The sequence below is a fragment of the Gemmobacter denitrificans genome (genome assembly GCF_036964905.1).
Taxonomy (GTDB): domain Bacteria; phylum Pseudomonadota; class Alphaproteobacteria; order Rhodobacterales; family Rhodobacteraceae; genus Gemmobacter; species Gemmobacter denitrificans.
The window spans coordinates 1-25,134 of sequence record NZ_JBALHR010000022.1 but is presented as its reverse complement, the minus strand read 5'-3'; the positions used below and the strand labels follow the sequence as shown (position 1 = coordinate 25,134).

The following is a 25,134-nucleotide window of genomic DNA, read 5'->3' as shown; positions in this document are numbered from 1 at the left end:
ATCTGCAGGATGGGGTCCATCAATTCCTCTCTGGATGCGAGTTGGCGAAGCTGGGGCAGGGCGGGCGTGTTCACGAGACCCGCGCCTTCGATCAGGACGACCCGGCCGCCCTTCAGGCTCTTGAAGACCGGCGAGACGAAGCGGTAGCTGCGCCCCTGCAGCGCGGCCCGGCCCTCTGGCGTCCAGTCCACGGCGGCCATGATGCGGTCGCCCACCACCTCCATCGCCGTGATCCAGCCAGCGGCGCGGCTGTCTGCCTGACCTTGGGCTGCAAAGGAGCGGTGATCGAAGTCGATTGGCAGAAGACCACCCGGTGCGGCGGCAAGGCTGTCGGCAATCACCCGGGCGGCATCGTCCAGATGAAACCCCGGGCGGGCATCTGCGGTCTTGAAGCGGCCGACCGGGATCAGCTCGATCCGGTCAGCCGGATCGGCGGGAAGGGGTGCGGCGGCACAGATATGGCGGGTCATGTTGGTCATGACCGATCCATGCCAGATCGCGCCCTGTCAGGGCCGGGGGATGCAGTTTTCGGGGGGATGCGTGCCGCGCCGCGACCCTGCAGCACAGGTCAGGGGTCAGATGCCGTTTAATCTCGCCGGAGCGCGTTTAATTTTGCCCTCACCCGTTTTGGACGGGGGATTGCCGCCCTCAGGTCCGGAGGCCCTCTGTGGGCGATTTTTCGGGGGGGTGTTCCAGAGCGGCGATATGGAGGCGTGCCATGTCGATCAGGGAGTCGCGCCAGTCATCCTGCGGCTCGTCCTGAAGCTCCGCCAGCCGCTGCTGCCAGGCGGCCAGATCGCAGGGATGAGGGTCAGGTCTCAGGAAGCGCATCGATCAGCCTTTGCAACAGCCAGGCATGGGCGTCCATGAACTGACGGACCTGCGAGGACATGTGGAAATGATAGGCAATGAGCCCCTGTTTCTCAAGCCAGAGCATCCGCGCATGCGCGAAAAGCTCGGAGGCTTGCGGGATGGTGCGCAACTCGTCGCGAAACCGCGCGAGGGCGGTGGCGGTAAATCGGCCGGAAGCCACCCTGATATCTGCGCCGGGCAACCGCACCGCCCGCCAGATCGAACCGCCCGGGGTCACGGCCGTGATCGCATGACCGGCATGGCGGTAGAGCGTCATCAGATCTTCCGCCGAAAGAGAGCCTTCCGTGACATGGCTATGGATGAAGCTGGCCCCGGGCGGAATGTCGAGCCCTGCGAGCGAAACCCGGGCCGGGGTCTCGAATTCGGCGCTGCGCATCGCAACCGGGTTTGATGCCGCATTGGTGATGACCAGTGTCTCGCGGCCATCGCCCACCCGGCGCAGCCGCAGCGCCTGCAGGATGCCGCCTTCACTGATCCGGCGTTCGGGGGTCAGATCGGGGGTCACGCTGTCCCAGGCATCGGCCAGATCGAGCCAGGCTGCGCCGGGATTTGCGTCAAAGCCCGGATGCACCCCTTTGGGCACATCGAAGGCCTCGCCCGTGCGCTTGTTGATCCATGGCTCCTCCTGCAGGTCGATGGGCGGCGAGACGGCCTTGCCTGCGCGCCGCAACTGCCCCTCGGTGCGCTGCACCACCGTGCAGCCGCAAAAGAAGCCGTTCGGCGGATAGATACGCAGCCAGACCGGATCATCCACCGGCCAGATATGGCCGTGAAACCGCGCATGATCATGGCGTTTGCTGGGGCGTTCGATCTGGACATATTCCAGATAGGGAAAGGCGCGTTTGGTGCGCTGGATGCGCGCCCAATGGCCCGCCGCATGGGCGGTGCGCATATTGGTGTCGAGAATCGTGCGCAGCCGCCGCATCGAGCCAAGCTGGACCTCGAGCAATTCGCCGGTTTGCGGATCGCGGTCGATGGCCTTGCCCCACCAGCCCAGCTCCTTGAGGCGCGGGGCAAGATCGGCCGCCGCCTCTGCAATGGGGCGGCCTTCCGCCAAGGCCCGGTCCACCTCTTCACGGATCACCTTCAGCACATCATCGCGCATGGCCTTGGCCACCACGAAATCCCGGGCATGTTCCTCGCGGAAATGGTCAAGGTGATGAAACCGCTGCAGCTGCGCGGCAAAGCCCTTGGACCGGAAATAGGCGATGGCCTCGCCATGGGGCAGGGGCTGGAGATCGATCGGCTCCATGCTCAGCCCCTGATCCCGGCCCCGACCTCACCGGCCAGCCGGGCGGCGAAGGTGGCGCGGGTCAGGAGATCGCGGAACGGGCCGGGTGGAACGGCGTCGAAAGCCTCCAGCACATCGCGCACCTCTTCCGGGCTGGCGGCGGCAGTCAGGGCCTCCAGGAGCGCGCCGATTTCGCTGTCCATCACCCGCTGCAATTCGCCCGTGGCGATCAGCTCGTCGATCATCGCCTCGATGCTGTCCGGGGTGCGGGCCGGGGCATCACCCCGCGAGGCGGCCTGCCGCTCGGTCTCGGCCTCCTTGGGCTGTGGTGCCTCCGCTGCCGCCTTGCCGGGGGCTTTGGCGGGCGGCTGCCCCGGCACGGCTGGGGGCGGCTCGGGGGCAGGCGGGGCCAGCACTTCCTCCCCGTCTTCGGGTTCGCGCAGGGCAAAGACCTCGCGGATTTGTGCCACCGCGATCTTCAGGCCTGCCTTCGGCCCGCGTTCCATCAGCTCCAGCATCAGTTTGGGATCGACGGTTTCCGGGGGCGGAAAGCTGACCTTCGGCAGGGCGACCGCGCCCTTGAACATCAGCCGGGCAAAGGCCCCGCCAATATCGCGCTGCAGGGTTGCGGCCAGCTGCTCGGCATCGGCATCGCGGATATCGTCGCGGACCTGTTCATGGATCTTGCCCACCGCATGGCCCCCGGCGATGGCATCGGTGGTTGCGACCTGACCCAGCACCCCCTTGGAAACCTGTTCATCCCAATAGCGGGCATTGCCCTCATAGAGCTTTTCCGCCCCGGAAATCGCCGCCGTGATGACCTCGAGTTCCATATCCTTGGGAATGATCGCCGCCATGTCGACACCGATCTGCCGGGCTGCCCGCAACAGGGTGAGCCGGTCTTCCTTGCTGGAGGAAGGGCCATATTTGCCAAGGCGCAGCGGGTGGCCATAGGCTTCAAGGAAGATCGCCCAGTCCTTCAGGGTGAAGTTCTTGAACAGATAGGCCCATGCCGCCAGCCGGGCGAGCCCGCCCCGGATCGGCAGGCCGGATTTGGTCTTGGCCAGGTGGATGACGAACTTGTCTCGGGTAAGCGGCTGCGGCCCGGCATTGTCGCGCAGATAGAGATAGGTGCCATTCTCGCGGTCGAACTCGAACCAGCGCGGCATGACATGCTCAAGGCCCGCCAGCCGCAAACCGGACTTGCCCTCGCGCTCCCAGAGCATTTCGCAGACGGAATAGCCCTTTCCGAGCGCATCCATCAGATCGATCAGCGCCGTGCGCACCGGGGCCGAGATCAGGGCCTCGCGGGTCATTTCCGCAAGATCGGCCGCCGCCGCACTGTCATCGCCGGGATCGACCTGCACCTCCAGCGACCGGATGGCGCGTTTGCGCACCCCCAGCACCGCCGCATAATGCAGGTCCTTTTCCTCCATCTGTTCGGCCAGATCGAGATAGGCACTGGCATCGCCCTGTTCGGCCTCTCGCAGGATCGCGGCCATCCGTGTCGGGGTGAGACCCTCGGCCGGGTGCCCGGACTGGATGCTGCGCACCGAACCGAATGACGCCACCGCCTGCCGTTCCAGGAGCTGCGCAGCCGCCGCCTGCACCATCGGCCGACCGAACTGGTCAAGGATCGCCATCACCAACTTCCCCCGTCATGGCCCCAGCGACTGCCGGGTGCGTCTTCCTCGTCATCACCGCCCTGATCCGGGGCGGCATATCGGCTGCGGGTGCCGGGCACGGCCTCATAGCCATATTCCGCGGTGCCCAGATCGGCGGCGCTGACCGCCAGTGCCCCGGCCCAGAAGCGGTCGGCATGGCCGTCGCTGTCGCCATCCGCGATCAGGCGGCGGGTGCCGGTCACCCCCACCTGGCTCTTGATCGAATGAAGATCGGCGCGCAGTTCCGGGTCGCCTGCAGGAATGCGGGTCTTGCGATCCTGCATCGACTCCTTCAGCGCGGTTGCCATGTCGAGCTTGGCGGCGGCACTGAAGAGCACCCCTTCCACCACTTCGGAGCCGTAGCGACGCTGGGCATCCTCGACCGGCTTTTCGCCCATGCCGGTCTGGTCCATCCGGCAGCGCACCACCCGGTAGCGTTTCATCACCGCGTCAAGCAGCGCATCCTGTTCGGCAAAGCTGATCCGCTTGCGCGCAATGATCTCGCGGGTGAACAGAACCTCGCCCACCTGTTCCACCACCCAGATGACAAAGAGGTCATTGCGGGCGGCGATATCGACCCCGACGAAGCAGAGCCCGCCCTTGTAGAGCTGGGGAAACCCGGCCTCGGGATGTTCGCAGGACGAGATCAGGTCATAATCCAGCCAGCTTGACGCCTCATCGAGCCAGGCCAGTTCGAATTCCTGCGCCCAGGCATCCTGATCGGCCATGCCCCGGCGCAGTTCCTCGACATTGACATCCAGCCCCTGCCGCACGGCCTCGTAGATATCGACATGATGCTTGGCCCAGCCGTTATCGACCGTGGTCATCAGTTCATAGAACTTGTTGCCCTTGCCATTCGGGGTGGAGATCACCCGGATCTTGTGGCCGCCCCGTGCCGCGACCGGATAGGCCGATCCCCAGATGCGGCGGCTGTCGGCATGGAAGGCGAATTCGTCCAGGAGCAGATTGCCGCCAAAGCCCCGCGCCGCATCCGGGCTGGCCGAGAGCGCAACCACCCGCGAGCCACCGGGGAAATGCACCTCCTGCGTCTTGAACCGCGCCTCGGGCACTTCGATCATGTAGGTCTGATCGCCCTGGCGCACTTCCTTCACATGGGCAGGCACATGGAATTCGTCTTCGGTGAAGATGGGTTTGCCGAGGTTTGATAGCCCCTTCAACACCGCATAATAGGCCCGCGTCATGGGCTTCAGCGCATCTTCCAGCGCTTCCTTGGCGGTGTTTTCCGAGCGCGACAGGATCGTCCAGCGCACCTTGCGCTTCTCGATTTCTGCCCCGATGCAATCATTCACGATCTCGCCGCAGCTGCCGAAGGTCTTGCCGCCCCGTCGGGTGAACATGCCGATCTTGAAGCGCGAGGCGTCCTGAATCCATGCCTTCTGATAGGGCAGGAAATGGATGATCGGATTGTCGGGGACGTGAGCGGTCATGCAAAGCCCATGATTTCGCGCGCCCTCTGGCGGAAATCTTCGGTCACCTCACCGGCGGCAACGGCGGCATCCAGCTTGCCAGCCTGTTCCTTGCGTTCCTTTTCGCGCATCGCCTGCACGATGCCCGACGAGGACATGACATCCTTCATCATGCGCGCGAGGAAATGCAGGTTCTGCGGGCTGATCTCGGCCCCTTGCTTGGACACTTCGGCCTGCATGACCTTGAAGGCCAGCGTGGTCAGCATCTGGAACAGCACGTTCTGGCGCTGCGCCTGATCGTCCATGCCCATATCGCCCAGCCATTCTTTGGCCCAGTCGGTCGCCTGCTCCTGCAGCCGCACGAATTCCTGATATTCGCTGCCCCAGGCATGGATGGCCGATTTGCGGATGCGCAGGCCAAGGCCCGCCTCTTCCAGCCGGAAATTCAGGGCCTCGGCCAGATCCTCATATTGCGAGAAGCCGCGCGCACGCAGTTCCTCTTGCAGCCATTGCCGCAGCTCGGGCGGCAGAAGGTCGATCTTGCGGGGCGGTGGCATGTCAGGCCCTCGGCCCGGGACGCTTGATCTCGGGATGGGTCGCGCGGCCAAGCGCGATTTCCACGCCCCGGCCCGTGGCTGTGGCCACCCGGAAATCCTCGCGCCCGCCCAGCGTCACGAAGCCGTTTTCTGCCAGCCAGGCCAGTTCGGTCGTGGTCTGGTCGCGCGAGGTCTGGATGCCGATATCATCGCTGTTCAGCACATCGGTCAGGATCGACACATTCGAAGTATAGCCGGGGCTCGCCTCCAGAAAGCGCAGGATGGCAAGGCGACGATGGCGGCTGTTGAAGGTCTGAAAATCGGTCATTTCCGCTCCAGTAGGAATTGCTCGACGCGGGTCAGGACCATGTCCTGGCGTTTGGAGGTTTCGGCGGCGGCGGCCTGCATGGCGCGGATTTCGCGCAATTCGCCCTCAAGGGCGGCAAGGCCAAGGCGGAGGCTGTGCATATCTTCCTTGGTGGCGGCCCCGCGCAGGGTCTGCTCGACACTGGCCAGCCGGGAGTCGATCCGGTCCATCCGTTCGGACCCCGCCCGAAACCGGGTCTCGACATTCTGATCGCGGGTGCGCCACCAGGTGTAGAGGATGTTGACGATGTTCAGCGCGGCCAGAACCAGCGCGAGTGCCGGGCCAAGATCGAAAGTCGTGGGCGGCGGAACCGGGGTCACAGCGGGGCCTCCGGTTGCGCGGGAAGGGCGAGAGGCGGCATGGCCTGATGCAGCTTGGCCTCGGCCAGCCGGTGCAGCACCTCGGGCTGCGGTGCGAGGGCGGCCATGGCATCGGGCACGCTGCCGCGCACATGATCGAGGGCCGCCGCAACGGCCCGTTCACCCCGCAGCCCGCGCGTGAGGGCTGCGCTGATGCCGGACATCAGCGCCGATTGCAGCGCCTCGCGGTGCCGGGCCTCGATCTCGATGCCCCAGCGTTTCCGGGCAGCCTCGGCTGCACGCATCAGGACGAGGCCCAGCAATGCCGCCAGCAGCTGCAGCAGAATGGGCAGGAATTCGGCATAGATTGCCTGCAGGACCGGGTTCATCTGCGGGGCTCCATCGTCAGGGGGATTGCAGGGGCAGGGCGGGACATGGGCACTCCTCAGGCGCTCGGGGGGATGGGTTGGGTATAGGCGGCGACGATCCAGCCATCGCGCCCGGAATAGGTGACGTTCAGCCATTGGCGGCCACTGAAGCTGCCCTGCCGGTTCACCGGCAGGCGGGTGCCGCCCGGGATGCTGGTGATGACATTGGGGTTGAAGCTGGGCCAGCTGCGCAGGTTCAGCCCGGCGGCGGCCTCGACCTGGACAAATGCGCCGGGGGCCTCGGGGGTGCTGCCCGCATTTGCCGCCTGCAGGGCCGGATCATCGCGGCCCAGAACCCGGGCGCGGATCGCCTCCAGCGGAAAGAGCGGGTTCACATCAACCTTGCGACCGGGGCTGACATACCAATGCGTGGTGATGTCGCGCAGCGAAGGGATGGTCGCGAAGAGCGCCAGAAGCAGGGCCTCGACCGCTTCGATCTGTTCCGGCGCATAGGCCATCCAGGTGCCGCGCCCGTGCTCGGGCGTTTCCAGATCGGCCAGCCCATAGCCGCCGATCTGCCCCCCCGGCCCGAAATCCTGCCCCCACCAGGCCAAGACCGATCCGCCCGCGCCGCGCGTCATGCGGCCGGGGTTCACGATCTCGATGCCGATGGAAAAGGCGTTGCAGTCGGGGCGGCCGTGATAGCTGGACTGCCCGGCATGGCCCGCGCGGCGGTTGGTGGGCACGAGCTGGCTTACCGTGCCATCGCGCTCGATCACGAAATGGACCGAGGCCTTGGTCGTCCGGGCCAGATAGTCGCGGCTGTTGAACTTGTCGAGCCGCCCGGCCGTGTCATGCAGGATGACGATTTCGGGGGTGATCGTGCCCCCGGTCAGCCGGGCGGGCAGGAAGGGGATGCCCTCGATCCGATGGTTTTTCAGCTTCATGTCGGCCCCCGAGAAAGGGGCCTTGTTCGGCCCCGGTCAGGACCGGAATGCCATGAAGCGTGGCATCAGGGCCGGGGGAAGCAGTTTCGGGGGCAGAGGGTCAGAACAGCGACAGCTGGGCGGAATTTGCACCCGCTTCCCTGCGCATTGCCGCGCGGAGCTTGCGGACCCACATGGAGGTCACGCCGAATTCCCGTGCCAGATCATTGGCGGATCGGCTGGGGTCGGTCAATCCCGCCTCAAGGATCGCAGCGCGCAGGCGGTTGGCCTTGTCCTGTGCCTCGCCCGCACGGGGCGAGGGGATATCGATGGTGAGGCCTGCAAAGCGATCCGCCAGCCAGCGCACCGTCTCCACCCCGATCTCGGCGGCCAGAACCGACTGATCTGCATGATCGGGGCCTGGAATGGTGCGGCGCTGGCCGCCCGCATTGGCGATCACCTGCAGGCGCAGCGCGAGGCCGAGATCGCGTTCCAGCTCATCGATCCATGCGTCGAGATGGGGGCGGGGGGTCATTTCAGGGGCACCCCCTCGCGGCGGCACCAGTCTTTCAGGGCATCGATCACGGCGCTGATCTGGGTCCAGTCTGTCATGGCATCGACATCGATGGGCACCGCGCCCCATGTCCGCTCAAACCGGCTGCGCAGGAAGGCATTCAGCCCGTCGCGGCCCGGTTTCTGCAGCTTGCCCGCCCGGCCAAGCGCGCCCCAGAGCGCATGGATCATGCGCAGATCGGCACGGGGCGCGGGCTTGTAACGCCCCTTTGCACCCGGTTTGACCCCCGGTTTGAAGCCCCGCTGCCGCAGGGCCTGCACCACCTGCTGCAATTCGGTCTCGGTCATCGCGGCAAGGCTGTCCTTGCCGGTGGCCACCAGCTGCAGGGCGCGGCGGGTATCGTCATCCAGACCCAGCTGCTTGCAACCGGCATGGATCGTGCGCTGAAGGCGGCGGGCTTGCGACATGGACGTGGCTCCGGGCTCGGGGATCAGGCCTTGGCCAGATCGATGGTGACGGCCTCCCAGGGCGCGTCGATGGCGGCGCGGCGGTGGCAGCGGACATAGGTCTTCGACCCGACCACCCGCATCGCATCGCGGATCGCCTCCATGGCCCGACGCCAGCGCTCGTCCTTGATCTCCAGCCGCAGCAGCATGAAGATTTCGGCCCGGTTGATCTGGCCTTCCTTGTCGGTGTTGAAGGCCCGGGTCACGATGGTGCGAATTTCATCCCGTGCGCCTTCGGCCCATTCATTCAGGCATTCATCGATCAGCCCCTTGGCCACCTGCAGTTCGGGGCCGAAGGCGATATTGTCGGCCACCTGGACGGAAACCTTGAACAGCGTGTCATGGGTCATCAGGGTCTTGTTGCCCTTCGGCCCGCCGAGCTTGGCCTCGTATTTCTCGGCCAGCAGCGCCTCCAGCGCGCCAATGTCATCGAAGGTATGCTGCTTGAAGCGCGACACCTGATCCGAGAGCGGAATGGCAAAGCCGAGGATCTTGCGCACAGTCTGGTCGATCAGCTGATCCATCGGCTTGATCATCGAGACCGGGATTTTCGCGCCCCGGCCATCGGCCATGTGTTCGATCCCGTCGATCAGGATAATGCCATCGGGGATGGCTGAGAAATCCGGGTGGGGGGATTGGTCGGTCATGTCAGAACTTCCTTGTGATGACCAGCTCGTCCGGGGGGACAAGCTGCTGGGGCGGGATGGCCTTGAGGCCAAGGATGACGAGGGCCAGCGCCATGGCCTCAACCTCGTCCACGCTGATCCGGGTGATGGCGCGGACCCCGTCGCGGTCGATCCGGCCAAGGGCGCGACCGGCGGCGATCAGGATGTCGCGGTCGGTGGCCATGGCTTCACCCTTCGGCATCTTCGGGCTCCGGCTTGTAGCGGGGGCAGCGGTGACAGGCCCGGTACATCCGCACCCGCATCGGATTGCCCACCAGAAATTCGCCCGCCTTCCCTCGCCAGTCCTGGCATTGGTTGACGGGGATCGGGCCGAGCGAGGGGCAATCCGCCATCGCCTTTTCGAACACGCCACGCACCCGTTCCTCGATCCCGGCGGTTCCGGCCGGGTATTTGTTGTTGAGGATCTGGCTGACGATGGTGGTCGAGCGGCCGAGGGCCTTGGCCACTCTGGCCTGGCTGGTCTTGCCGCATTGGATGGCAAGGGTCTGCACCCAGTCGGGCATGTCCTCGCCCCAGGCGGCGCGGGCATTGTCGAGGGGACCGTTCATTTTGCACGCTCCATCCGGCCCACGCCGGTCACATAGGAAAAGACGCCTTCATTGGGGTCCCAGAGGGCCACCACCCGTTTTTCGCAGGGGGCGCGGGGGCCGGTGTTTTTCAGAAGCTGATAGGTTGCCTCCCGCTTCTGATCGGGGGCCGCGCGTTGCAGCACCCGCAGATATTCCCCGCGCAGCAGGGCCTGCGCATAGGCGCTGGCCTCGGGAACCGTGACCCGCAGGTCCTCGCGGCAATGCGCCGCCAGATCGGTGGGGGTGAACTTCTTCAGCCCGCGCATGGCGGTCCAAAGCTGGTGCGCCACCTGAGAAATCCGGTCCTTCGGTTCGCGATATTCAAAGGTCGGCTCAAACCGGGCGCGCTGCCCCTTTGCCTGGTGGATCTTGATCTGCACGCGGCCCTCCTCGAGCCATTTGCGGACCATGGGCGGGATGTGGCGCGGGCTGACCGAAAGCTCGACTGCCAACTCGGCATGGCCGAAGACCCCGATGCGCTGGACAATCTCCCAGGCCTTGGCCTCCAGTTCGGGCAGTTCGTCCTTGGTCACGATGCGTCTGGCGCGGCGGATCATCACGACACCCTCCGGACCTGCCGCGCGGCGATCTGCTGGCGGGCGCGGGTGCGGGCGGCTTCCTGGCGGGGCGGCGGGGCCTCGCCGGTGTAGAAGCTGCGGCCCTGCCATTCGCGCAGGCTGACCGTCCTCCAGCCGTTTTCCAGCGCGGTGGTCTTCACATGCGACAGGTTGGTGGAAATCCGCCGCAGCGATCCGGCCGAGGCCTTCAGAAGCGCCGCCTTCAGATCCTCGCCCAGCCCGATATCGCGGCAATAGATCGGCGCAAGCTGGTTCAGGTCGGCCATTTCCGCAGGCTGGGCCGCGACCCAGTCCAGCATCCGCCCATGCACCCGTTCCCACCGCATCAGCGTGGTCGGCAGTTCCTCTTCCCCGATCAGGATCACCGGCACTTCCGAGGCCTCGTAAAGCCCGCGCACCACCTCGACCATGTCGTCGCGGATCAGCCGGTCGGCCTCATCGATCAGCAAGGGCCGCTGCATCCGGCCAAGGTTCGCCGCCACCTGTTCGAAGATGTCGCTGGCGGTGCGGGCAGGCTTCAGCCCCAGTTCCACCGCGATGCAGGACAGCAGCTGCTTGGAGCGCCAGAGCGGCTGGATCGAGACATGGATCGCCCCGCAATGGTTCTGCGTGTAAGTCGCCGCCGAGGATTTGCCATAGCCGCTGGGGCCATAGAAGGTCGCCATCCCCGGCAGACCGAAGTCGCGGGTCTGCACCCGGTCCACCAATGTCAGCAGCGCCGAGACGTTCCTGAGCGGGGCGACGCTGTGATAGGGATTGTCAGTCATGCCCGTCCTCTCCTTTTCTTGTCAGCCGAAGATCGCATCGCCATGGTCATCCCAGAGCGCGCGTTCGGTGCGGTATTGCGATGTGGTCTGGTAGCCCTCGAGCCAGCGGCGCTGATCTGCCGTGACCGGTCCCCCGGCCTCGATGGCCCGTTCGATCTCCAGCGCGCGGCGAAACCGCTCGCGCGGGCTTTCCTCGGGTGTCGTGTCGATCCGCTGCGGCAGGCGGGTTACATTGTCCGCCGGGCGCGCAGGTTGATCGGGCAGCGGCGTGCCGCCCTTTGTGGCCTTGCGCGGTACCATCTGCACCACCCTTGCCTCGGGCGGGGCGGGTTCCGAGGGGCCGACCTCGTCCAGCATCCGGCCCAGTTCCGCCGCCGTGAAGCGGCGCTGCGCAAGGGCTGCCTCGCGTTCGGCTTTCATCCATTGGCGGCGCGCACGGGCCAGAAGTCTGGCCTCTTCCATGTCGAAGAAGCCCGCCCGATCCAGCACCCCGGCCTCGCCGAGATAGCTGCCGTCATGGGCATAGACATGCAGCCCCGCCCAGAGATCGGCCGGATCGAAGCGGATCACCACCGGGGCACCGGTGATGCCCTGCATCCAGTCGGACCAGTAGCGGTTGCCCTGAAAGCTGATCTCGCCGGTCCGGCTGTGCGCCCGCACCCCCTTGGCCCCCATGAGCCAGAGCCGCCGCTGCGCCTCGGTCGCCTTGCGGATCGGGGCCACGGCATAGCTTTCGTCAAAGACCTCGGCAAAGCTGCGGCCATAGGCCACTTCCGACCGGCGTCCGACGCGGGTGTTGTGTTCCTCGATCCCCTCGGCCAGCACCCGCAGGAATTCCTCCAGATCGATGGCGCGCGAGCCATAATCCTCGGGCTTGGCCTCGGGGCGGTTGCCGGTCCAGGCCCCGTCAAAGCGCGGGTCCTTGGCAATCGTGTCGCACATGTCGCGGAAGGCGCGCTCGATGGGCTTGGACTGGCCGCTATAGGGCGTGGCCCAATGGATCTCGCAGCCCAGGCTGGTGAACAGCCCCGGAATATCCTCCTCCGTCACCTTGAAGCGGTAGCGGTTGGCCGAGCCGCCGGTCACCGCCTTGGCGGCGAATTCGCGGCCATTGTCCAGAAGCACATGTTCGGGGATGCCCCAATCCTCGATCATCTCGCCCGCCGCCAGCAGCACGGTGGTGCTGTTGGCCGTCTGGTCGAGCCGCCAGGACAGGATGCGCCCGGAATAGACATCCTGAAACGCCACCATCTGCGGGCGGCAGATCACCGGCGGCAGGCTGCTGCCGCGTTCGGCAGGCCAGCGCACGAAGACGTCGAACTTGTGATAATCGGCATTCACCGCCTCCAGCGCGCGCAGGCAGGTCTTGTCGCGCACCTGTGTCGGATACATCCGCTTCACCGCATCCATGCCCCGGCGCAGCAGGACCTGCGTGACCGGGCTGACGGTCTGGTCCAGCCTGCGGCGCATGGTGCGTTCGGGCAGCACCGCGAGCCCGCGTTGCAGCGCCACCCGCAATTGCCGCCGGTAGCAGCTGGAAAAGCTGGGGTTCGAGGACCGCAGGAAATCGCTCTTCAGCAGGTCGAAGAATTCCGGGTCGCAATCCTTGCCGCGCGGGGTGCGGGCCGGGCCTTCGGCGCGGTGGCGGGGCGCGAGATAGGGCAGCCGGTCATCGGCCCGCACCCCTTCGATCAGCGCAAACCACCCCCAGATCGTGCGCGCCCCGGTGCCGGTGACGCCCGCCACCTGCCGCACCGCCAGATCGCGGCCAAGGGCTGCCTCCAGCACCTCGACCTTCTGCAACAGCGCCAGCCGGTCGGCGGCCTTGCGCTTCACCGCATCGGGCAGGCCCTCATACCAGGCCCAGGCCTGATCGCGGTCCATCCGGCGGGGCGCGGCCTCGCGCTTCGGCGCGGCATCGGTCAGGAGCTTGCGCTGCGCCCGGGCGGGCAGCAGGCGCCAGTTGTATTCCCAGCCGCCGCCCCGGCACGACCGGCGGCGCGCATGTTCGGGATGCGCCCGCCAGCCCTGCCGCTCGGCCAGCGCATCCACCCCCTGCCGGGTATCGGGCAGGTCGGGCAGGCCGCTGGCCGCCAGTTCGGTGGTGGTCCACCATTCCTGATGCGGGGTCAGGGTCACGACCGGCCCCCGTCCTGGAAGGCCAGCATCGGGCGCAGCTGATCGGCCAGTTCATCGACCAGCCGCCGCCGTGCCGCCATCGGCGCGCGCAGCCATTGCGCCAGCATGGTCTTGAAGGCGTCATCGACGGGGTCCTTTATGGGGGCTTCATCGCCCCGTTTGACGGCTCGCCATGCCTCTGCCGCCGATCTGGCGCTGCCTTCCGCCAATTGCCGCACGACATCATAGCGCTCGGTCGGGGCACCGATCTTTGCGATCTCGGTCAGGTCCTTCAGCGTCACCTGCCGGGGGGCGGCGCGCAACTGGGCCACTTCATCGGGGCCGAGGCGGGAACCGGCGGCAACGATCTTGAAGACCTGTCGCTCGCTCATGCCAAATTTGTCTGCAGTAGCCTTTACGAATGCAACTGAACTCGGTTCAGTTGCATCCCAGCGGGCTACAGCACCCGCCAGTCCGCGCTTAGTTTCCGGGTGCAGGCGTTCGTAAACCTGCTTGCGGGTGGCCAGGAACACCGCCGTATCCAGCGGGTTCATCTCGGCCCCGGCCAGATTGTCGTCGATCTCCATGATCGCCGCCCAATCATCCGTCACATCGGTCCAGATTTTCGCCTCGATCTCCTCCCAGCCCAGCCGCCGCGCGGCCTCCAACCGGTGGCCGCCTGCGATCAGCACAAGGCTGCCGTCCTTCTTCTTGCGCAGATGGATCGCATCCTTCATCACCCCGGTCTCGCGGATCGAGGCGATCAGGCTGTCCACCCCCGCCTCGGAAATCGGGCGCAGGCGGCGGCGGCAGTCGATCTCTGCCACCTTCACCCGGGTTTGCTGCATCAAGGTCGGTTGTTTCACGGTTTGGCCCCTTGGTCTGTCTCCCGTCACGCCCGCGCGGCGTGCCGGATTTTTGCGGTCGATCTGGCGGGAAGCCCCAGCGATCCGACATCGCCACGATGCCTGCACAATCCGCAGAGCCGGTGGTGAATGCCCTCGCTGAAGAAGGTCGTGCCGCAGCACAGGCAGGGCCGCTCGCCCCGTTTTGCCCGGCTGTCCGCTGCTGCCTGCATCCGTTCGGCGGCCTGTTGCGCCGCCTTCTTGCCGCTGTAGGGCTGGCCGACGAAGGCCCCTTCGGGACCCATGATGCGATACCAGCCCGCAATCTTCTGCACTGCAAAGCGCGGGCGGTGGGTGTCGGAGTTCACGGTCATGACCGGCGGCCTTTCGACCGGGCTTCCAGCCCTGCGATCATCACCAGCATGTCCTCGATCACATCCAGCGTGGGCTTGGCACCGGGTTCGGTGGTGATCGGATCGCGGCCCAGCCGGTCCAGCAACTCGGCCATCCGTTCCAAGGCCCGTGCATGGGCCACGGTGGCCTGATCGCGCCGATGCTGCGCCAGGCTGGCATCGCGCAGGGTCTGCCCGGCGATCTCGGCTGACTTCAACTGGCGGCGCAGGTCGCGGAAATCCTCCAGCGCGGGCATGGTGGGGTCGGGCTTCTGATCCGGGCCAGTCGGCAGATGGACAAGGCGGGCCGTCATGGGGTGCCTCCGAAGATGATGACGAGGATGGGAAGGGCGACCGGCACGGCGATCACGATCAGGCAGAGCAGCGCGATGCCCAGCAGGTCACCGACCCAGCTGTCATTGATCCGCTGATCCAGCGCCTGCAGACGCCGCCAGACCGAAGGCCCGGGGGACTGGGGGCGCGGCACGCCCTGACCGGCCGGAGTTCCCGGTTCGGCACAGTCAGGGCGGCTCCCGCCACGGCAGGGGCCAACCGACCGCTGCGAAAGGGAAAAGGGCAGAAAGGCCATCACGCGGCCTCCCGCGATTGCGGCGGACGCGGAATGTCCGCTGGCCATTCGAGGTCGGTGGGCCAGTGGTCCGAGAACCATTGAACGACCACCGCGGCCTTGCGCAGAGTACAGCTCGCACCCCCTTGTAGTCGGTTCAACCATTTCCCGTCATTGGCCGCATAGGTCGAGACCGTAGACAGCTCGAGCCCCGCATGTGCTGCAAATGACTGCCCGAGCATGATCAGCTGCCCCTTATCCATTACCGCCCCCTGAAATGGTATCGTTACCGAATTTATATGTGGTAACGATACCGAACGTCAAGCTATGCAGGCCGCAAGTTTTTCGGTATGTTTCCCGAATCGTGGCTAGGTATGCTGATCAGTTCGGGGAAATCGTCGCTCAACGGCTGAAGTCGTTGAATACAAACGCTTATGCTGCCGAAATCGCTGCCGGACTCAGTCCCGACGCAATCCGGAATGTCCTGCGTAGCGCGAAAAAATCCGGACCAACCCTGTCTAGGGTCGAGGAAATCTGCCAAGCTTTGGGGATGGAACTTTACATCGGGCCGCCGCGCGAGATCGGCCCTCTTCCTCCAGCGGTGGACCCGAGTGAGCTGGCAAGCATCCCGCTGCATGAAGCCTTTTTGTCAGCCGGGAGCGGTGTCGAGAATGCTTCGGAGCATGTGGTCGGGCATCTGGCGTTTCGGCATGACTGGCTCAAACGAATGCATGTCACCCCGTCGAATGCAGTTTTGGCCAGGGCGCATGGCGACAGCATGCAGCCCTGCGTCTGGGATGGGGATGTGCTCCTGATTGACAGGGCACGCACCGAACCGCCATCAGCGCCGAAGAAGGGGACAGCAGGCCGCCGCCCACCGATCTTTGCATTGCTCGATGACGGCGAAGCCAAGGTGAAGCGCGTGCAGATGCATGACAACGGTTCGGCCGCGCTGATTTCCGACAACCCAGACTACCCACCGCATTTCGCTAGGATTGAGACCCTGACAATCATCGGCCGGGTGGTCTGGTGGGGGCATACCGACAGGGGGTAATCATGTCAGTTCCATCCTTTGAAGCGCCCTTGGCCCGGCTTGAGGCTTTGCCGTCCGGCACGCCAATTCCGAAACCGACTTCGCCTGGCAGTTCGCGTATCCATAGGTGGGGCGTGCGGCGCGGAGAGAGGGCAATAGTTTATGCGATGCCCAACCATTCAAACCCTGCGAAGCCGCACCAGAAGGGCGTGACCGTTGCGGAGCTTCGCAGCGCTTATGCGCGGTTGGTTAAGGAGGGTATTTTTACCCGAGACTGGTTCGAAAGGAATCTGTCGGAGTGCGCGAGAGAGGGTGCTTGCAACTTCACGACTATTGGGGGCTACTCGGGCTACTTGGTGTCGGAGAGTACCTTGGCGAAGGCACCTATGGCTTTCGTTACAGCGGATGAAACGCTCGCGGCCCACAGCTGCCGGTCACGAGGACCAGCCCGCTGCGGCGCAGCTTCCGCGAAGCGGTCAATCAGAAACGCCATGGATCAATGATCTCTTGTGCTACATGTAGCATTTGCGCATTGTCAGAACGCAACAGATCAACCTGCGCAGGTATCACTTGTCAGATTTTCAATTGAATGAAATTTACACTCCTCCGAACGGTCTGCCTGCCGTAGATGTCGTATTTATGCACGGTTTGGGCGATGCTTTCGAAAGCTGTTGGCAAAACCCAGCAGGCAAGTCTGGCGAGGTATGGCCGGTGTGGTTGTCAGAGGCCTTTCCAGGAATTTCGATTTGGGGTTTGGACTACCCAACATCTAAATATAGCGCGCTTCTGAACGGACCCGATCTTTCTCTCCTTACCGTGGCGGCGAGCCTGTCCGAGCTATTGCGTGCAAAGAAGATTGGCAGAAGGCCACTGGTTCTAGTTTGTCATAGCCTCGGTGGTGTGATCGCCAAGGCTATGCTTCGCGCTTGCGAAAGCTCAACCACCACCCCAAAGAAAGCAATCTTCGACAACTGCAAGGGGGTAGTTTTCCTTGCGAGTCCGCACTCTGGGTCGCCCTTGGCGTCAATTTTGTCACTAATTCCTGGAGTCGCGTCAAAGCAGACGCAGGAACTCGAGAAAGCCGGCGCCCTGCTGGTGGACTTGAACACTTGGTACAAAAATAAGGCGCCTTCAGCAGGAGTAAGATCCTGCGCATTCTATGAAACGATGAACACTAAGGGTGCTATGGTCGTCGACGCAGGCTCTGCCAACCCGGGCGTTCCGGATTGCGACCCCATCCCAATTGACGCAAACCATCGCGACATTTGCAAATTTGGTCATAGGGATGAATTTGGCTACTTGTGCATCAAGAATTTTCTTGAGGAACTCTTTGAGTTTGAACGGTTGGACGTTGCTGATCAGGTCTCTGTTGATGACCTTGAGTACTACATTAGCACTGTGCAAGGTGATCGGCTTTCGCTAGCTGAAAAGCTCGAAAAAGGAGGCAAGTGCGATCAAGAAATTGATGACGCTGAGGCGGAGAAAGAACGGATCCATAAAATGGTACGGCGCAATGCCATTTCCGGCAGCGCTCGCCAAAAATATCGCCAGTTTCTGAGCGAAGTTCTTACGCTCTTCCGAGTACACATAGCACCGCTTATTCGTTCAGGTGCAGACGAAGTCGCGGTGAACACAGCCATTCACTCGAAGCTACTAGCGCCGCTCAGTGAAAAGCAGGCATTGAATGACCTATTTAATGTCGCCGATATTCACAGCGCAATCTATTATTTAACCGGCAACTGTCACATAAACTGGACAAAGCCACATGATTAGAATTTGGCACCCAATGAGAGATCCTCACCATTGTAGTTTTCGGATGATGGCATTGCGCATGGCGACTACGAGACAATTGTCTGTTCCTAGAGCATCTCTTCTCGATACGTTCTTACTATTTCCAGAGTACCTGCACGAGATTCAATACAAAGGCTTTGGGTCACTTCGGTCATCTCTAAGGGACCTGGAGGTTCCGAAGCCGAGCGATAGTTTTGTTAGCCTTCCAGACATTAGAACAGTGTTTCGAGAGCTGCAGGTCTTCCAAAAAGCATCGCTACGACAATTGGTTGCAAAGAACATACTGTCGGCGGAAGCCTTCAAAGAAGGGAACCTCACGCTGTCTTCCAAAGGTATTCCAGACGAGTTGAGGCAAGTGTTGCAAGCGTTTGTATCTGAGAACTCGCGACAACTCTCTTTCATAACCGATGATCTGAGTGCAATACCGTTGGATGGCCCCACAGGATTGCTCCGTCGCGCAAATCTTGAAATGGGCGGGAGATTTAGATAATGTCGTCCATCCTCAAACTTAATCGCTTGATCGTGATGAAGAGCGGTCATCGAGCCTATGATCAGAAGTTTCACTCTGGCTTAAACATTATTCACGGGTCTAACGGGTCAGGAAAATCCTCTATCCTCGATTTCATCTTCTTTGCGTTGGGTGGAAACTTGACCAAATGGAAACCTGTTGCCCAAATGTGTGATACTGTATTCGCTGAGGTCTCGGCTAGCGGAACCAAACTCTCCCTACGAAGAGACGTATCAACCGATGCCAATCAGCCCATGTTCATCTACTTCGGAGGCCTGCAAGACGGACTTGAAGCTGCGGCAGACGGTTGGCAGAGATATCCCTACTCTCGGAACGATTATTCTAAAACATTCAGTCAGATCTTATTTAGGGCCCTTGGCCTTCCCGAAATACCGGGGGATGAGGGTTCAAACATTACGATGCACCAAATACTGAGATTGATGTACGTAGACCAGACCACGCCATTCCAGCGCATCTTCCGTAGCGAGGACTTTGATCCCCGAGCCACAAGGGAAGCTGTATCCGAACTGCTTTGTGGGATCGGCAACAACCAGCTCTATTCGAAGCGTATCGCTCTGCGAGAGAGCCGGAAAACAGAAAGTGAACTTAACACGAAGCTCACAAATTTGTTGAGAGCCACGGCAAATTTGGGCGAGAATTTTAATGAGGGTGCCTTTGAAACTGAGCGAAGCAAGCTATCTCAGCGAATAGAGATGCTTCAAAAGGAGATTGAAGGCCTCCACAACGCCGACATTGATAGTTCGCAAATAGCAAAAGCGGCTGAAATCGAACGCCGAAAGCTCTACGACACAATCACTAAGGAGCGTGATAGGTTGGTAGGTGTTGAGCGTGAAATCGCATCATTGGAATTCGAAGTCCTGGATAGCGATCTTTTTGCTAAGCACCTTGAGCAGCTTCTTAGGGATTTCGATCGAACCGCAGCAACATACCTTGCGATTGGCGAAGTTCCATTTGAGCTTTGCCCGGCATGCCTGCAGCCGTTGCAAGATAGGTCCGACCATCAGTGCCACCTGTGCAAAGAAGATCTTCCAAAAGAGGACAGAGACACAAAGCTCTTTGAACTCCGAATGGATATTGAAGGACAAATGTCTGAGAGCTTGAGGCTGAAAGAAAAGCGTTTGGAAAGGCTTAGCACGCTCAAGATGGAAGCTGCCCGACTAAAGGCAAGTATGTCGCGCCAGATGAAGCAATTCGATGAAGTGAGAAATGCCTCCATCGATGGCCGAACCGCCCTGATCTCAGGAAAAAGCCGCGAAGTTGGAAAGATTGATTCTCGACTAGACGAGCTGAGCAAGTTGTCCGACCTCCGGCAACAGATAAATGATGTTAAAGAAGCAAAACAGAAAGCTTCTGGCGCGGTGGAAAGTCTAAGGAACGAAATTGAAGCATTAGAACTGGCTCGGGAAAAGCGCCGACGGCAGGTGAAGACCCGGATTTCTGAGCAAACAAAGCGCGTTCTGGAGATGGATCTCGAAGAACACAATGACTTTGAAGAGCTTGAAAACTTTGACTTCAGTTTCGAGGACGACTGGTTTGCGATCAACGGTGACCCAAACATCACCACAAGTGCCAGCGGTATGGTTGTCGTTAAAAACAGCCTTTTTATAGGTTTGCTCCTCTCATCACTACAGGATCAGCAAATGAGATACCCGAGAATGCTCTTGCTCGACAACGTGGAAGACAAGGGTATGGTCGGCGACCGTGTTAGAAACTTCCAAAAGGTAATTGCGGATCTAATGGATAAAGAAAGCCAACCTCATCAGATCATTTTGACGACCTCGACGCTCAATCCCGAACTGGAGCGCGAGGATTATATTGTTGGACCAGAGTACACCAAGGAAAATCGAACTCTCAACATCCAGACTGGTACTGCACGAGCATAAATTGATCTATTGACCATTCAAAGATCTCCAAGTTGCTAACCATAGCTTGTGCCCGTGTCTGAAGTTCGAGGAACAGCTCACAATGGTCAGCTGAAAGTCCGCTTGCGCACCGGGCGGGAGATTGTTTTGCGCCCGTGGCGAACTTCCCCTTTCCGCCCCTTTCCGGTTGTGCCGCGAAACCATCCAACTCAACATGTTCCCTCACATGGGATGCCATCGTTATCTCGGTCAAGCTTGCCACCCCACGAGCAGTTGTGCAGGAGCCACATGGCTTCCTCGCACGAATAGATTTTCTTGCATGTCTTGCGTGGGCTGCAGGAGAAGGAAGCCGCAAGGAGGAGCTGAGCGGGCTCCGTCAAACTTGTAGCCTGCTCAGTTTCACGGCTACCTCCGGGTTCACTCCAAAGGACCAAGGCGAGAAGCAACGGAGAAACTGCCAAGGGAAGTGATAGCGCCTTCATCTTAGCCCCTTGCGCCAGTCCCAAGGCAAAACAAATGTGCTTTGCCATATCCCCAATCCAGCGGCTTTCGCCCTGGCCTCAGCATCAACGTACTGCGGACCATATCTGCGGTAGGCCAACGCCCAGCCGCTTTCGACAAGCCAACCGCCTAGGTCTTCGTCATCACTGGTCGCACAGATCGCGACTGAACGGCTGTAGCGATCAACATCAACAACCCGACATGCGATAACAGACCGCCCGATCTTGTCTGCAAGCGCAAAGGCGGCATCTTTGCCGCAGTTCCATTGGGACCCATCTGGTCGGGCACATCTCTGTTGTGCCTCTATGGCATCGACTGCGTTCAGCCGAATGCGCTTGCCATGGATCTCGATGGTGTCGGCATCGACTACGGTAGCAACGCCCTGGATGACCTCGCCCGAAATAGATCCGGTGGGCGTGGCAAGGGCTGCAATCAATAGGATAGCTGACGGAATCGTGTTCATCCCTATGGATTATGCAGACCAGTGTCTCCGACGCAAGGATGCAAGATGTCCGGTGCACAAGCGCCGCGCTGCCCGATCCATGCGGTTCTACCTGGTCAGCCTTCCGGTGGGGGTGGCACGCCTGCGCCAGACAAAGTCTCCGGGGTGGAGTTCAAAATCATTTGCATGTTCGCTCCTTCCCGCGAAGTGTAGTCGCTTTCTAACGGTCTGAAACATCAAGGAAATCTGAACATGCAAACGCTCGAGGCTACTTGCGGCGCAATTTGCATGTTCGGATGCCGAGCGGGGCAGGGGATTCGGCTCGTTTCCGGCTGCCAAATGCACTAAACCAGCCATTTATCAGGGGGTTAAACGGGGCCTTCCAAGCGCAGCCTCGAGCCTGCCGTTTCCTTACATAAGCCCACTTACCGGACCTATTTGACGGTTCTGCGGAAAGCCCCGCTCAGCCCAGCCAAGCTTCAGACGCCCACAAAATTCCTTATTTTGCTGCGTCTTCCGAGGTCATCCGTCCACTGCCTCGGTCTTCCGGGCTCCTGCAGGTTTACGTGTCAAACGACACGCATTGTAGCGTGACACGCAAACTTGCAGAGTTTGACACTGAAACCTGCAGCAGAACAGTTCCGTCGACGGCGGCACAGGCCTGCGTCTCCGCACCAGTATTTTCCTACCCGTAACAGCGTTGGACGAAACTGAGAAAGCCCTAGCTCAGGACTCTGGGGCTTCACTGGAGAACTCTTGGGTTCGCATTCAAGCTGTAGTGAGGCGATGCAGCGCACCCAGAGGCCATCAGACTGCAGAGCGTAAGCGAACGCTGCAAGAGCCAGTTATGGCTGCCTAACCGCGATAAGCTGACGAAGAAAGAAATGTTGTGGATAAATCTTAATTTGGCTATTCATAGGCTGAATATTTATCCAAGAGCTTCTATGGGCCATGAGGTCATTGTGGAAACCTCCAGTATTTCCCACCACCCACCTTCTCGACCATTCTTAGTGAAGTTGTTCGGTGATTCGGGGGCCTCTCACCTCTGAGTATCAAACGACCGATATCTGACACCACTGACCGATCACTCGCAAAGTAGCTATGGTTCAATCCAAAAACGTAATTGCTAACAGAGGAAGCATCGATGGAGTCAATGAACGGAGCAGTCAAGGGCCCATCAACTGGCACGTCACCCGCACGCGGTATAGTGGCGGCAAGACTCTTAGAGGCTTCAAGTGCTCGATCATTTGCAGATGCATAGAGTGTCACTCCTGACGCAAATCTCGGAAAAGTTTCCGAAAGGCTGATGAAATTGTCGCGATCAACATCGGGCGCAGCCAGGACAATCTCAGAAAAAATTTTGTCAGCCTCACCGGTTGGCGCAGGCAGTGCTCTAAGAGCCTCAACAAGAGCCAAGTTACCCATGCTGTGAGCAATAATGCTGATGTGGTCAGCACCTTCAACCCTTGATACTAGACTTAAAAATTCAGCAAGGTGCGTCCGCGCCTGTTGCGCACTGTTCACATCATAATTGTAAGCCGTCAGTGATAGCTCACCCTTTGAGGGCCAGCTATAAATGCAAGGCAACCCATCAAAACCGATATCCCAAGATATCTGGGCAGCCGAATATATAGCTTCGTCAAAGTCAACGTTGAACCCATGGATGTACACCAACACATGGCCTTTATAGACTTTGGACCTAGCTAAGACACCGGCAGCTCGTTCCGACAATTCAGAGGCGCTGAGCGTCTCGATCTCTTGGATCAAGAAATGTTTCCTTGGATCTTCTGCCTCAACACCAAAACTCATAAACAGGAACCTTTTTTCTTCGGGACGCTCGACACTCCCAAATTCATGCACATCCTCTGGTATGCTAACTCTAGCAAAACCGAGTTCCAATGCAGATGCTCTACCATCTGAGAAGACTATGCGCCCGCTGGAGTCAGAGCCAATACGATCGCTTCCAAAGCAGACATCTACGACCGGAAGGTTCGTCTCTAATGAACGACAAATGGAAGCTGCCCCATCTCCAGCGTCTTTACACAAAACCCCCACATCTATCCACCCCGCTTCAACCGCAATGTTTAGATTTTCTTGAGTGATCGGAATGGGGTCAAGCAGCACGGTATTTATTAAATCGCCAGAGCGGTCTATAGTTATCTGTTCGACGCCAGATATTTCTGAGAACTGGGTTCCGTTAGCAAGCTCGCTAGAAACTCTTGCAGCCAGCCTAGCCAGTTCACGTTCATCACGCCAGACACTTGCGGTCTGGAGACCCCTAGCTACTCGGTTCAGGGTCTCTGCGTCCTCTCCTTGCCCTGCAATAAAAATTTCATCATACCCAAATTCAATAATGGCGTTCGATACTCCGGTCGATATCCCACCACCAGCAGTGAGCACAGCGTCCACACGACTATCACTTGTTGTTAGTATCTGTTCCATCTGACGTTGCGCATTTTCTGGGCGCCAACCATCGACATATGCATCGCCAACAATCTGAATGTCGCCACGCGCAATCGCTGAGCCAAGAACATCCATTTGGCCTCTGCGCAAAAACTCCGCATTCAGATCGGATGACTGACCATTCATGAATACATAGCTTCCAGTTGGAGCGACTTCAAGTAATGCTCGAGCCTGAATACGGCCCGCTTCCTCAATGTCGTATGCAACGTGAAATACGTCTGGATTGGCAATTGGAGTTTCATAGCTTACAATAGGGATGCCCTTCGAAATGGCGGATTCTATTAAGTCATCCAAGCTGCCTGGGTCTTGAGGAATTATAATTATTGCGCTGGCACCTTGCTCTATAAGGTGTGCAACATCGCTCCTTTGCTTCTCAGCAGATGATTGGGCATCCAGAATGACGTACTGATCTCCCTGAGCTTCAATTGAAGCTTTGAGCGCCGATATTTCGGTTTCCGATCTTGTCAGTAGATTCGATATAGAAACTCCGATGATTTTTTCGAAAGCTCCCACATCGGTTGCCGCGAGCAATCCTATTGAGATTAAAAAATACATCCTGAGATTTGATATCATTCTTGTTCCCAATACATACTGCGCCCGCCGAGGCTACATGACTACATTCAAGTTGAGTTAGTGCCAAATGCAAGCATAACATCAGGTCGCTTGATCGTCTATCGTCAGCTAGAGTTTCGCGACGCCAGGCCCAAGCGAAGCCCTTTTTCGAATGTTATGGGACCGCATGATGAGTGGGCGGCTCGACAGGAATGGTCCGCCTCCCTCTCCCTTAATGCTCACAAGGGCACTATCCCCCGTATGCAACCCACTGAGTCGCCCCCAGTTTCACCGGAGATCATCCCCGAGGCATCGGGCTGGGTGCTGGTACGCTGGTCGAATTTCCAATGCCATGTCTGGCTTGGTGAGGGCGGCGATCCTGCGCGGTTGGCGCAATCAGCCGGGCAAAGGGGACCGGCCAAACCCCGACAATTGAACCGCCCGGCCCCATGACAAAAGGGGCGAGGTTTCCCCCGCCCCCCTTTCATTCAAACCAGCGATCCTTTCACCCCCTGTCGAGCAATTGCAGCGCGCCGACGGCCTTGATGAGGTCGAGGGCCTTCTGCAGGTCGGTTTCCGCCCCGATGGCGGTGCCGCGCGCCTGATTGCGCTCGCCCTGATGGGCTGCCCGCCCGGCTTCATCCAGATCACGGGCGGCCTGCATCAGCAGGTCGCGGGCGGCGTGATAGCTGGCTTCCATCAGCTTGCAGAGGGTGGTCGGTTCCAT

Annotated in this window: 31 protein-coding genes; 4 read left to right on the top strand and 27 right to left on the bottom strand. The window is 60.8% G+C overall.

The features are described from left to right. From V6590_RS19640 to V6590_RS19530, 23 genes are all read right to left on the bottom strand, one after another. Positions 1-479, bottom strand: a 479-nt coding sequence (locus tag V6590_RS19640) for a phage protease (protein WP_335425414.1), incomplete at its 3' end; no start/stop codon positions are given. A gap of 169 nt (positions 480-648) precedes the next feature. Further along, complete coding sequence (locus V6590_RS19635) at positions 649-831, bottom strand: hypothetical protein (protein ID WP_335425413.1); 183 nt, start codon at positions 829-831, stop codon at positions 649-651. Next, positions 812-2,125 carry a phage head morphogenesis protein gene (locus V6590_RS19630; RefSeq protein ID WP_335425412.1) on the bottom strand — a complete coding sequence of 438 codons (1,314 nt, stop codon included), beginning with the start codon at positions 2,123-2,125 and terminating at the stop codon, positions 812-814. Before V6590_RS19630 ends, V6590_RS19635 begins: the two co-directional genes overlap by 20 nt. Before the next feature lie 2 nt (positions 2,126-2,127). Beyond that, entirely contained in the window at positions 2,128-3,747 is a 1,620-nt protein-coding gene (locus V6590_RS19625) for a DUF935 domain-containing protein (RefSeq protein ID WP_335425411.1), read from the bottom strand. Continuing rightward, positions 3,747-5,216 carry a phage terminase large subunit family protein gene (locus V6590_RS19620; RefSeq protein ID WP_335425409.1) on the bottom strand — a complete coding sequence of 490 codons (1,470 nt, stop codon included), beginning with the start codon at positions 5,214-5,216 and terminating at the stop codon, positions 3,747-3,749. The genes V6590_RS19625 and V6590_RS19620 overlap by 1 nt, the downstream gene beginning before the upstream one ends. Continuing rightward, the gene (locus V6590_RS19615) at positions 5,213-5,752 is read right to left on the bottom strand and encodes a phage protein Gp27 family protein (RefSeq protein ID WP_335425408.1); all 540 of its coding nucleotides are present in this window, start codon (positions 5,750-5,752) and stop codon (positions 5,213-5,215) included. Before V6590_RS19615 ends, V6590_RS19620 begins: the two co-directional genes overlap by 4 nt. Before the next feature lies 1 nt (position 5,753). Beyond that, on the bottom strand, positions 5,754-6,059 hold the full coding sequence (locus V6590_RS19610) for a VpaChn25_0724 family phage protein (RefSeq protein WP_335425407.1): 306 nt from the start codon (positions 6,057-6,059) through the stop codon (positions 5,754-5,756). After that, positions 6,056-6,418, bottom strand: coding sequence for a DUF2730 family protein (locus V6590_RS19605; RefSeq protein WP_335425406.1), 363 nt, complete (start codon positions 6,416-6,418; stop codon positions 6,056-6,058). Before V6590_RS19605 ends, V6590_RS19610 begins: the two co-directional genes overlap by 4 nt. After that, positions 6,415-6,786 carry a hypothetical protein gene (locus V6590_RS19600; protein WP_335425405.1) on the bottom strand — a complete coding sequence of 124 codons (372 nt, stop codon included), beginning with the start codon at positions 6,784-6,786 and terminating at the stop codon, positions 6,415-6,417. Before V6590_RS19600 ends, V6590_RS19605 begins: the two co-directional genes overlap by 4 nt. 56 nt (positions 6,787-6,842) lie before the next feature. Further along, positions 6,843-7,712, bottom strand: a complete 870-nt coding sequence (locus V6590_RS19595) for an N-acetylmuramoyl-L-alanine amidase (protein ID WP_335425404.1) — start codon at positions 7,710-7,712, stop codon at positions 6,843-6,845. A 100-nt stretch (positions 7,713-7,812) separates the two neighbouring features. Then, positions 7,813-8,226, bottom strand: coding sequence for a hypothetical protein (locus V6590_RS19590; protein WP_335425403.1), 414 nt, complete (start codon positions 8,224-8,226; stop codon positions 7,813-7,815). Next, complete coding sequence (locus V6590_RS19585; RefSeq protein WP_335425402.1) at positions 8,223-8,672, bottom strand: gp16 family protein; 450 nt, start codon at positions 8,670-8,672, stop codon at positions 8,223-8,225. The genes V6590_RS19590 and V6590_RS19585 overlap by 4 nt, the downstream gene beginning before the upstream one ends. Positions 8,673-8,695: 23 nt before the next feature. Next, positions 8,696-9,358, bottom strand: a complete 663-nt coding sequence (locus V6590_RS19580) for a DUF3164 family protein (protein ID WP_335425401.1) — start codon at positions 9,356-9,358, stop codon at positions 8,696-8,698. A gap of 1 nt (position 9,359) precedes the next feature. Beyond that, positions 9,360-9,578: a hypothetical protein gene (locus V6590_RS19575; protein ID WP_335425400.1), complete on the bottom strand. Its 219-nt coding sequence runs from the start codon at positions 9,576-9,578 to the stop codon at positions 9,360-9,362. Further along, entirely contained in the window at positions 9,565-9,945 is a 381-nt protein-coding gene (locus V6590_RS19570; RefSeq protein WP_335425399.1) for a hypothetical protein, read from the bottom strand. Before V6590_RS19570 ends, V6590_RS19575 begins: the two co-directional genes overlap by 14 nt. After that, positions 9,942-10,523, bottom strand: coding sequence for a hypothetical protein (locus tag V6590_RS19565; RefSeq protein ID WP_335425398.1), 582 nt, complete (start codon positions 10,521-10,523; stop codon positions 9,942-9,944). Before V6590_RS19565 ends, V6590_RS19570 begins: the two co-directional genes overlap by 4 nt. Further along, positions 10,523-11,311 (bottom strand): AAA family ATPase, encoded by a 789-nt coding sequence (locus V6590_RS19560; protein ID WP_335425397.1) that lies wholly within the window; start codon positions 11,309-11,311, stop codon positions 10,523-10,525. The genes V6590_RS19565 and V6590_RS19560 overlap by 1 nt, the downstream gene beginning before the upstream one ends. Positions 11,312-11,332: 21 nt before the next feature. After that, positions 11,333-13,450: a transposase domain-containing protein gene (locus tag V6590_RS19555; protein WP_335425396.1), complete on the bottom strand. Its 2,118-nt coding sequence runs from the start codon at positions 13,448-13,450 to the stop codon at positions 11,333-11,335. Then, on the bottom strand, positions 13,447-14,295 hold the full coding sequence (locus V6590_RS19550; RefSeq protein WP_335425395.1) for a ParB/RepB/Spo0J family partition protein: 849 nt from the start codon (positions 14,293-14,295) through the stop codon (positions 13,447-13,449). Before V6590_RS19550 ends, V6590_RS19555 begins: the two co-directional genes overlap by 4 nt. Before the next feature lie 26 nt (positions 14,296-14,321). Beyond that, positions 14,322-14,648 (bottom strand): hypothetical protein, encoded by a 327-nt coding sequence (locus V6590_RS19545; RefSeq protein WP_335425394.1) that lies wholly within the window; start codon positions 14,646-14,648, stop codon positions 14,322-14,324. Continuing rightward, entirely contained in the window at positions 14,645-14,980 is a 336-nt protein-coding gene (locus tag V6590_RS19540) for a hypothetical protein (RefSeq protein WP_335425393.1), read from the bottom strand. The genes V6590_RS19545 and V6590_RS19540 overlap by 4 nt, the downstream gene beginning before the upstream one ends. Continuing rightward, positions 14,977-15,255 (bottom strand): hypothetical protein, encoded by a 279-nt coding sequence (locus V6590_RS19535; protein WP_335425392.1) that lies wholly within the window; start codon positions 15,253-15,255, stop codon positions 14,977-14,979. Before V6590_RS19535 ends, V6590_RS19540 begins: the two co-directional genes overlap by 4 nt. After that, entirely contained in the window at positions 15,255-15,497 is a 243-nt protein-coding gene (locus V6590_RS19530; protein ID WP_335425391.1) for a hypothetical protein, read from the bottom strand. The genes V6590_RS19535 and V6590_RS19530 overlap by 1 nt, the downstream gene beginning before the upstream one ends. Positions 15,498-15,784: 287 nt before the next feature. Between V6590_RS19530 and V6590_RS19525 the strand changes: the two genes are divergently transcribed. From V6590_RS19525 to V6590_RS19515, 4 genes are all read left to right on the top strand, one after another. Then, positions 15,785-16,288, top strand: a complete 504-nt coding sequence (locus tag V6590_RS19525; RefSeq protein ID WP_335425390.1) for a S24 family peptidase — start codon at positions 15,785-15,787, stop codon at positions 16,286-16,288. A gap of 504 nt (positions 16,289-16,792) precedes the next feature. Then, positions 16,793-18,040, top strand: a complete 1,248-nt coding sequence (locus V6590_RS19520) for an ABC-three component system protein (protein ID WP_335425389.1) — start codon at positions 16,793-16,795, stop codon at positions 18,038-18,040. Beyond that, the gene (locus tag V6590_RS20910; protein WP_350339900.1) at positions 18,033-18,548 is read left to right on the top strand and encodes an ABC-three component system middle component 5; all 516 of its coding nucleotides are present in this window, start codon (positions 18,033-18,035) and stop codon (positions 18,546-18,548) included. Before V6590_RS19520 ends, V6590_RS20910 begins: the two co-directional genes overlap by 8 nt. After that, complete coding sequence (locus V6590_RS19515) at positions 18,548-20,470, top strand: AAA family ATPase (protein WP_335425388.1); 1,923 nt, start codon at positions 18,548-18,550, stop codon at positions 20,468-20,470. Before V6590_RS20910 ends, V6590_RS19515 begins: the two co-directional genes overlap by 1 nt. Before the next feature lie 188 nt (positions 20,471-20,658). On the opposite strand, the gene V6590_RS20905 is transcribed toward V6590_RS19515, so the two are convergent. The 4 genes from V6590_RS20905 to V6590_RS19500 form a co-directional block, all read right to left on the bottom strand. Continuing rightward, entirely contained in the window at positions 20,659-20,931 is a 273-nt protein-coding gene (locus V6590_RS20905) for an excalibur calcium-binding domain-containing protein (RefSeq protein ID WP_350339899.1), read from the bottom strand. Continuing rightward, positions 20,928-21,413 carry a thermonuclease family protein gene (locus V6590_RS19510; RefSeq protein ID WP_335425387.1) on the bottom strand — a complete coding sequence of 162 codons (486 nt, stop codon included), beginning with the start codon at positions 21,411-21,413 and terminating at the stop codon, positions 20,928-20,930. Before V6590_RS19510 ends, V6590_RS20905 begins: the two co-directional genes overlap by 4 nt. 936 nt (positions 21,414-22,349) lie before the next feature. Next, positions 22,350-24,410 carry an alpha/beta hydrolase gene (locus tag V6590_RS19505; protein ID WP_335425386.1) on the bottom strand — a complete coding sequence of 687 codons (2,061 nt, stop codon included), beginning with the start codon at positions 24,408-24,410 and terminating at the stop codon, positions 22,350-22,352. A 502-nt stretch (positions 24,411-24,912) separates the two neighbouring features. Next, a partial coding sequence (locus V6590_RS19500; protein WP_335425385.1) for a hypothetical protein occupies positions 24,913-25,134 on the bottom strand: 222 nt, incomplete at its 5' end.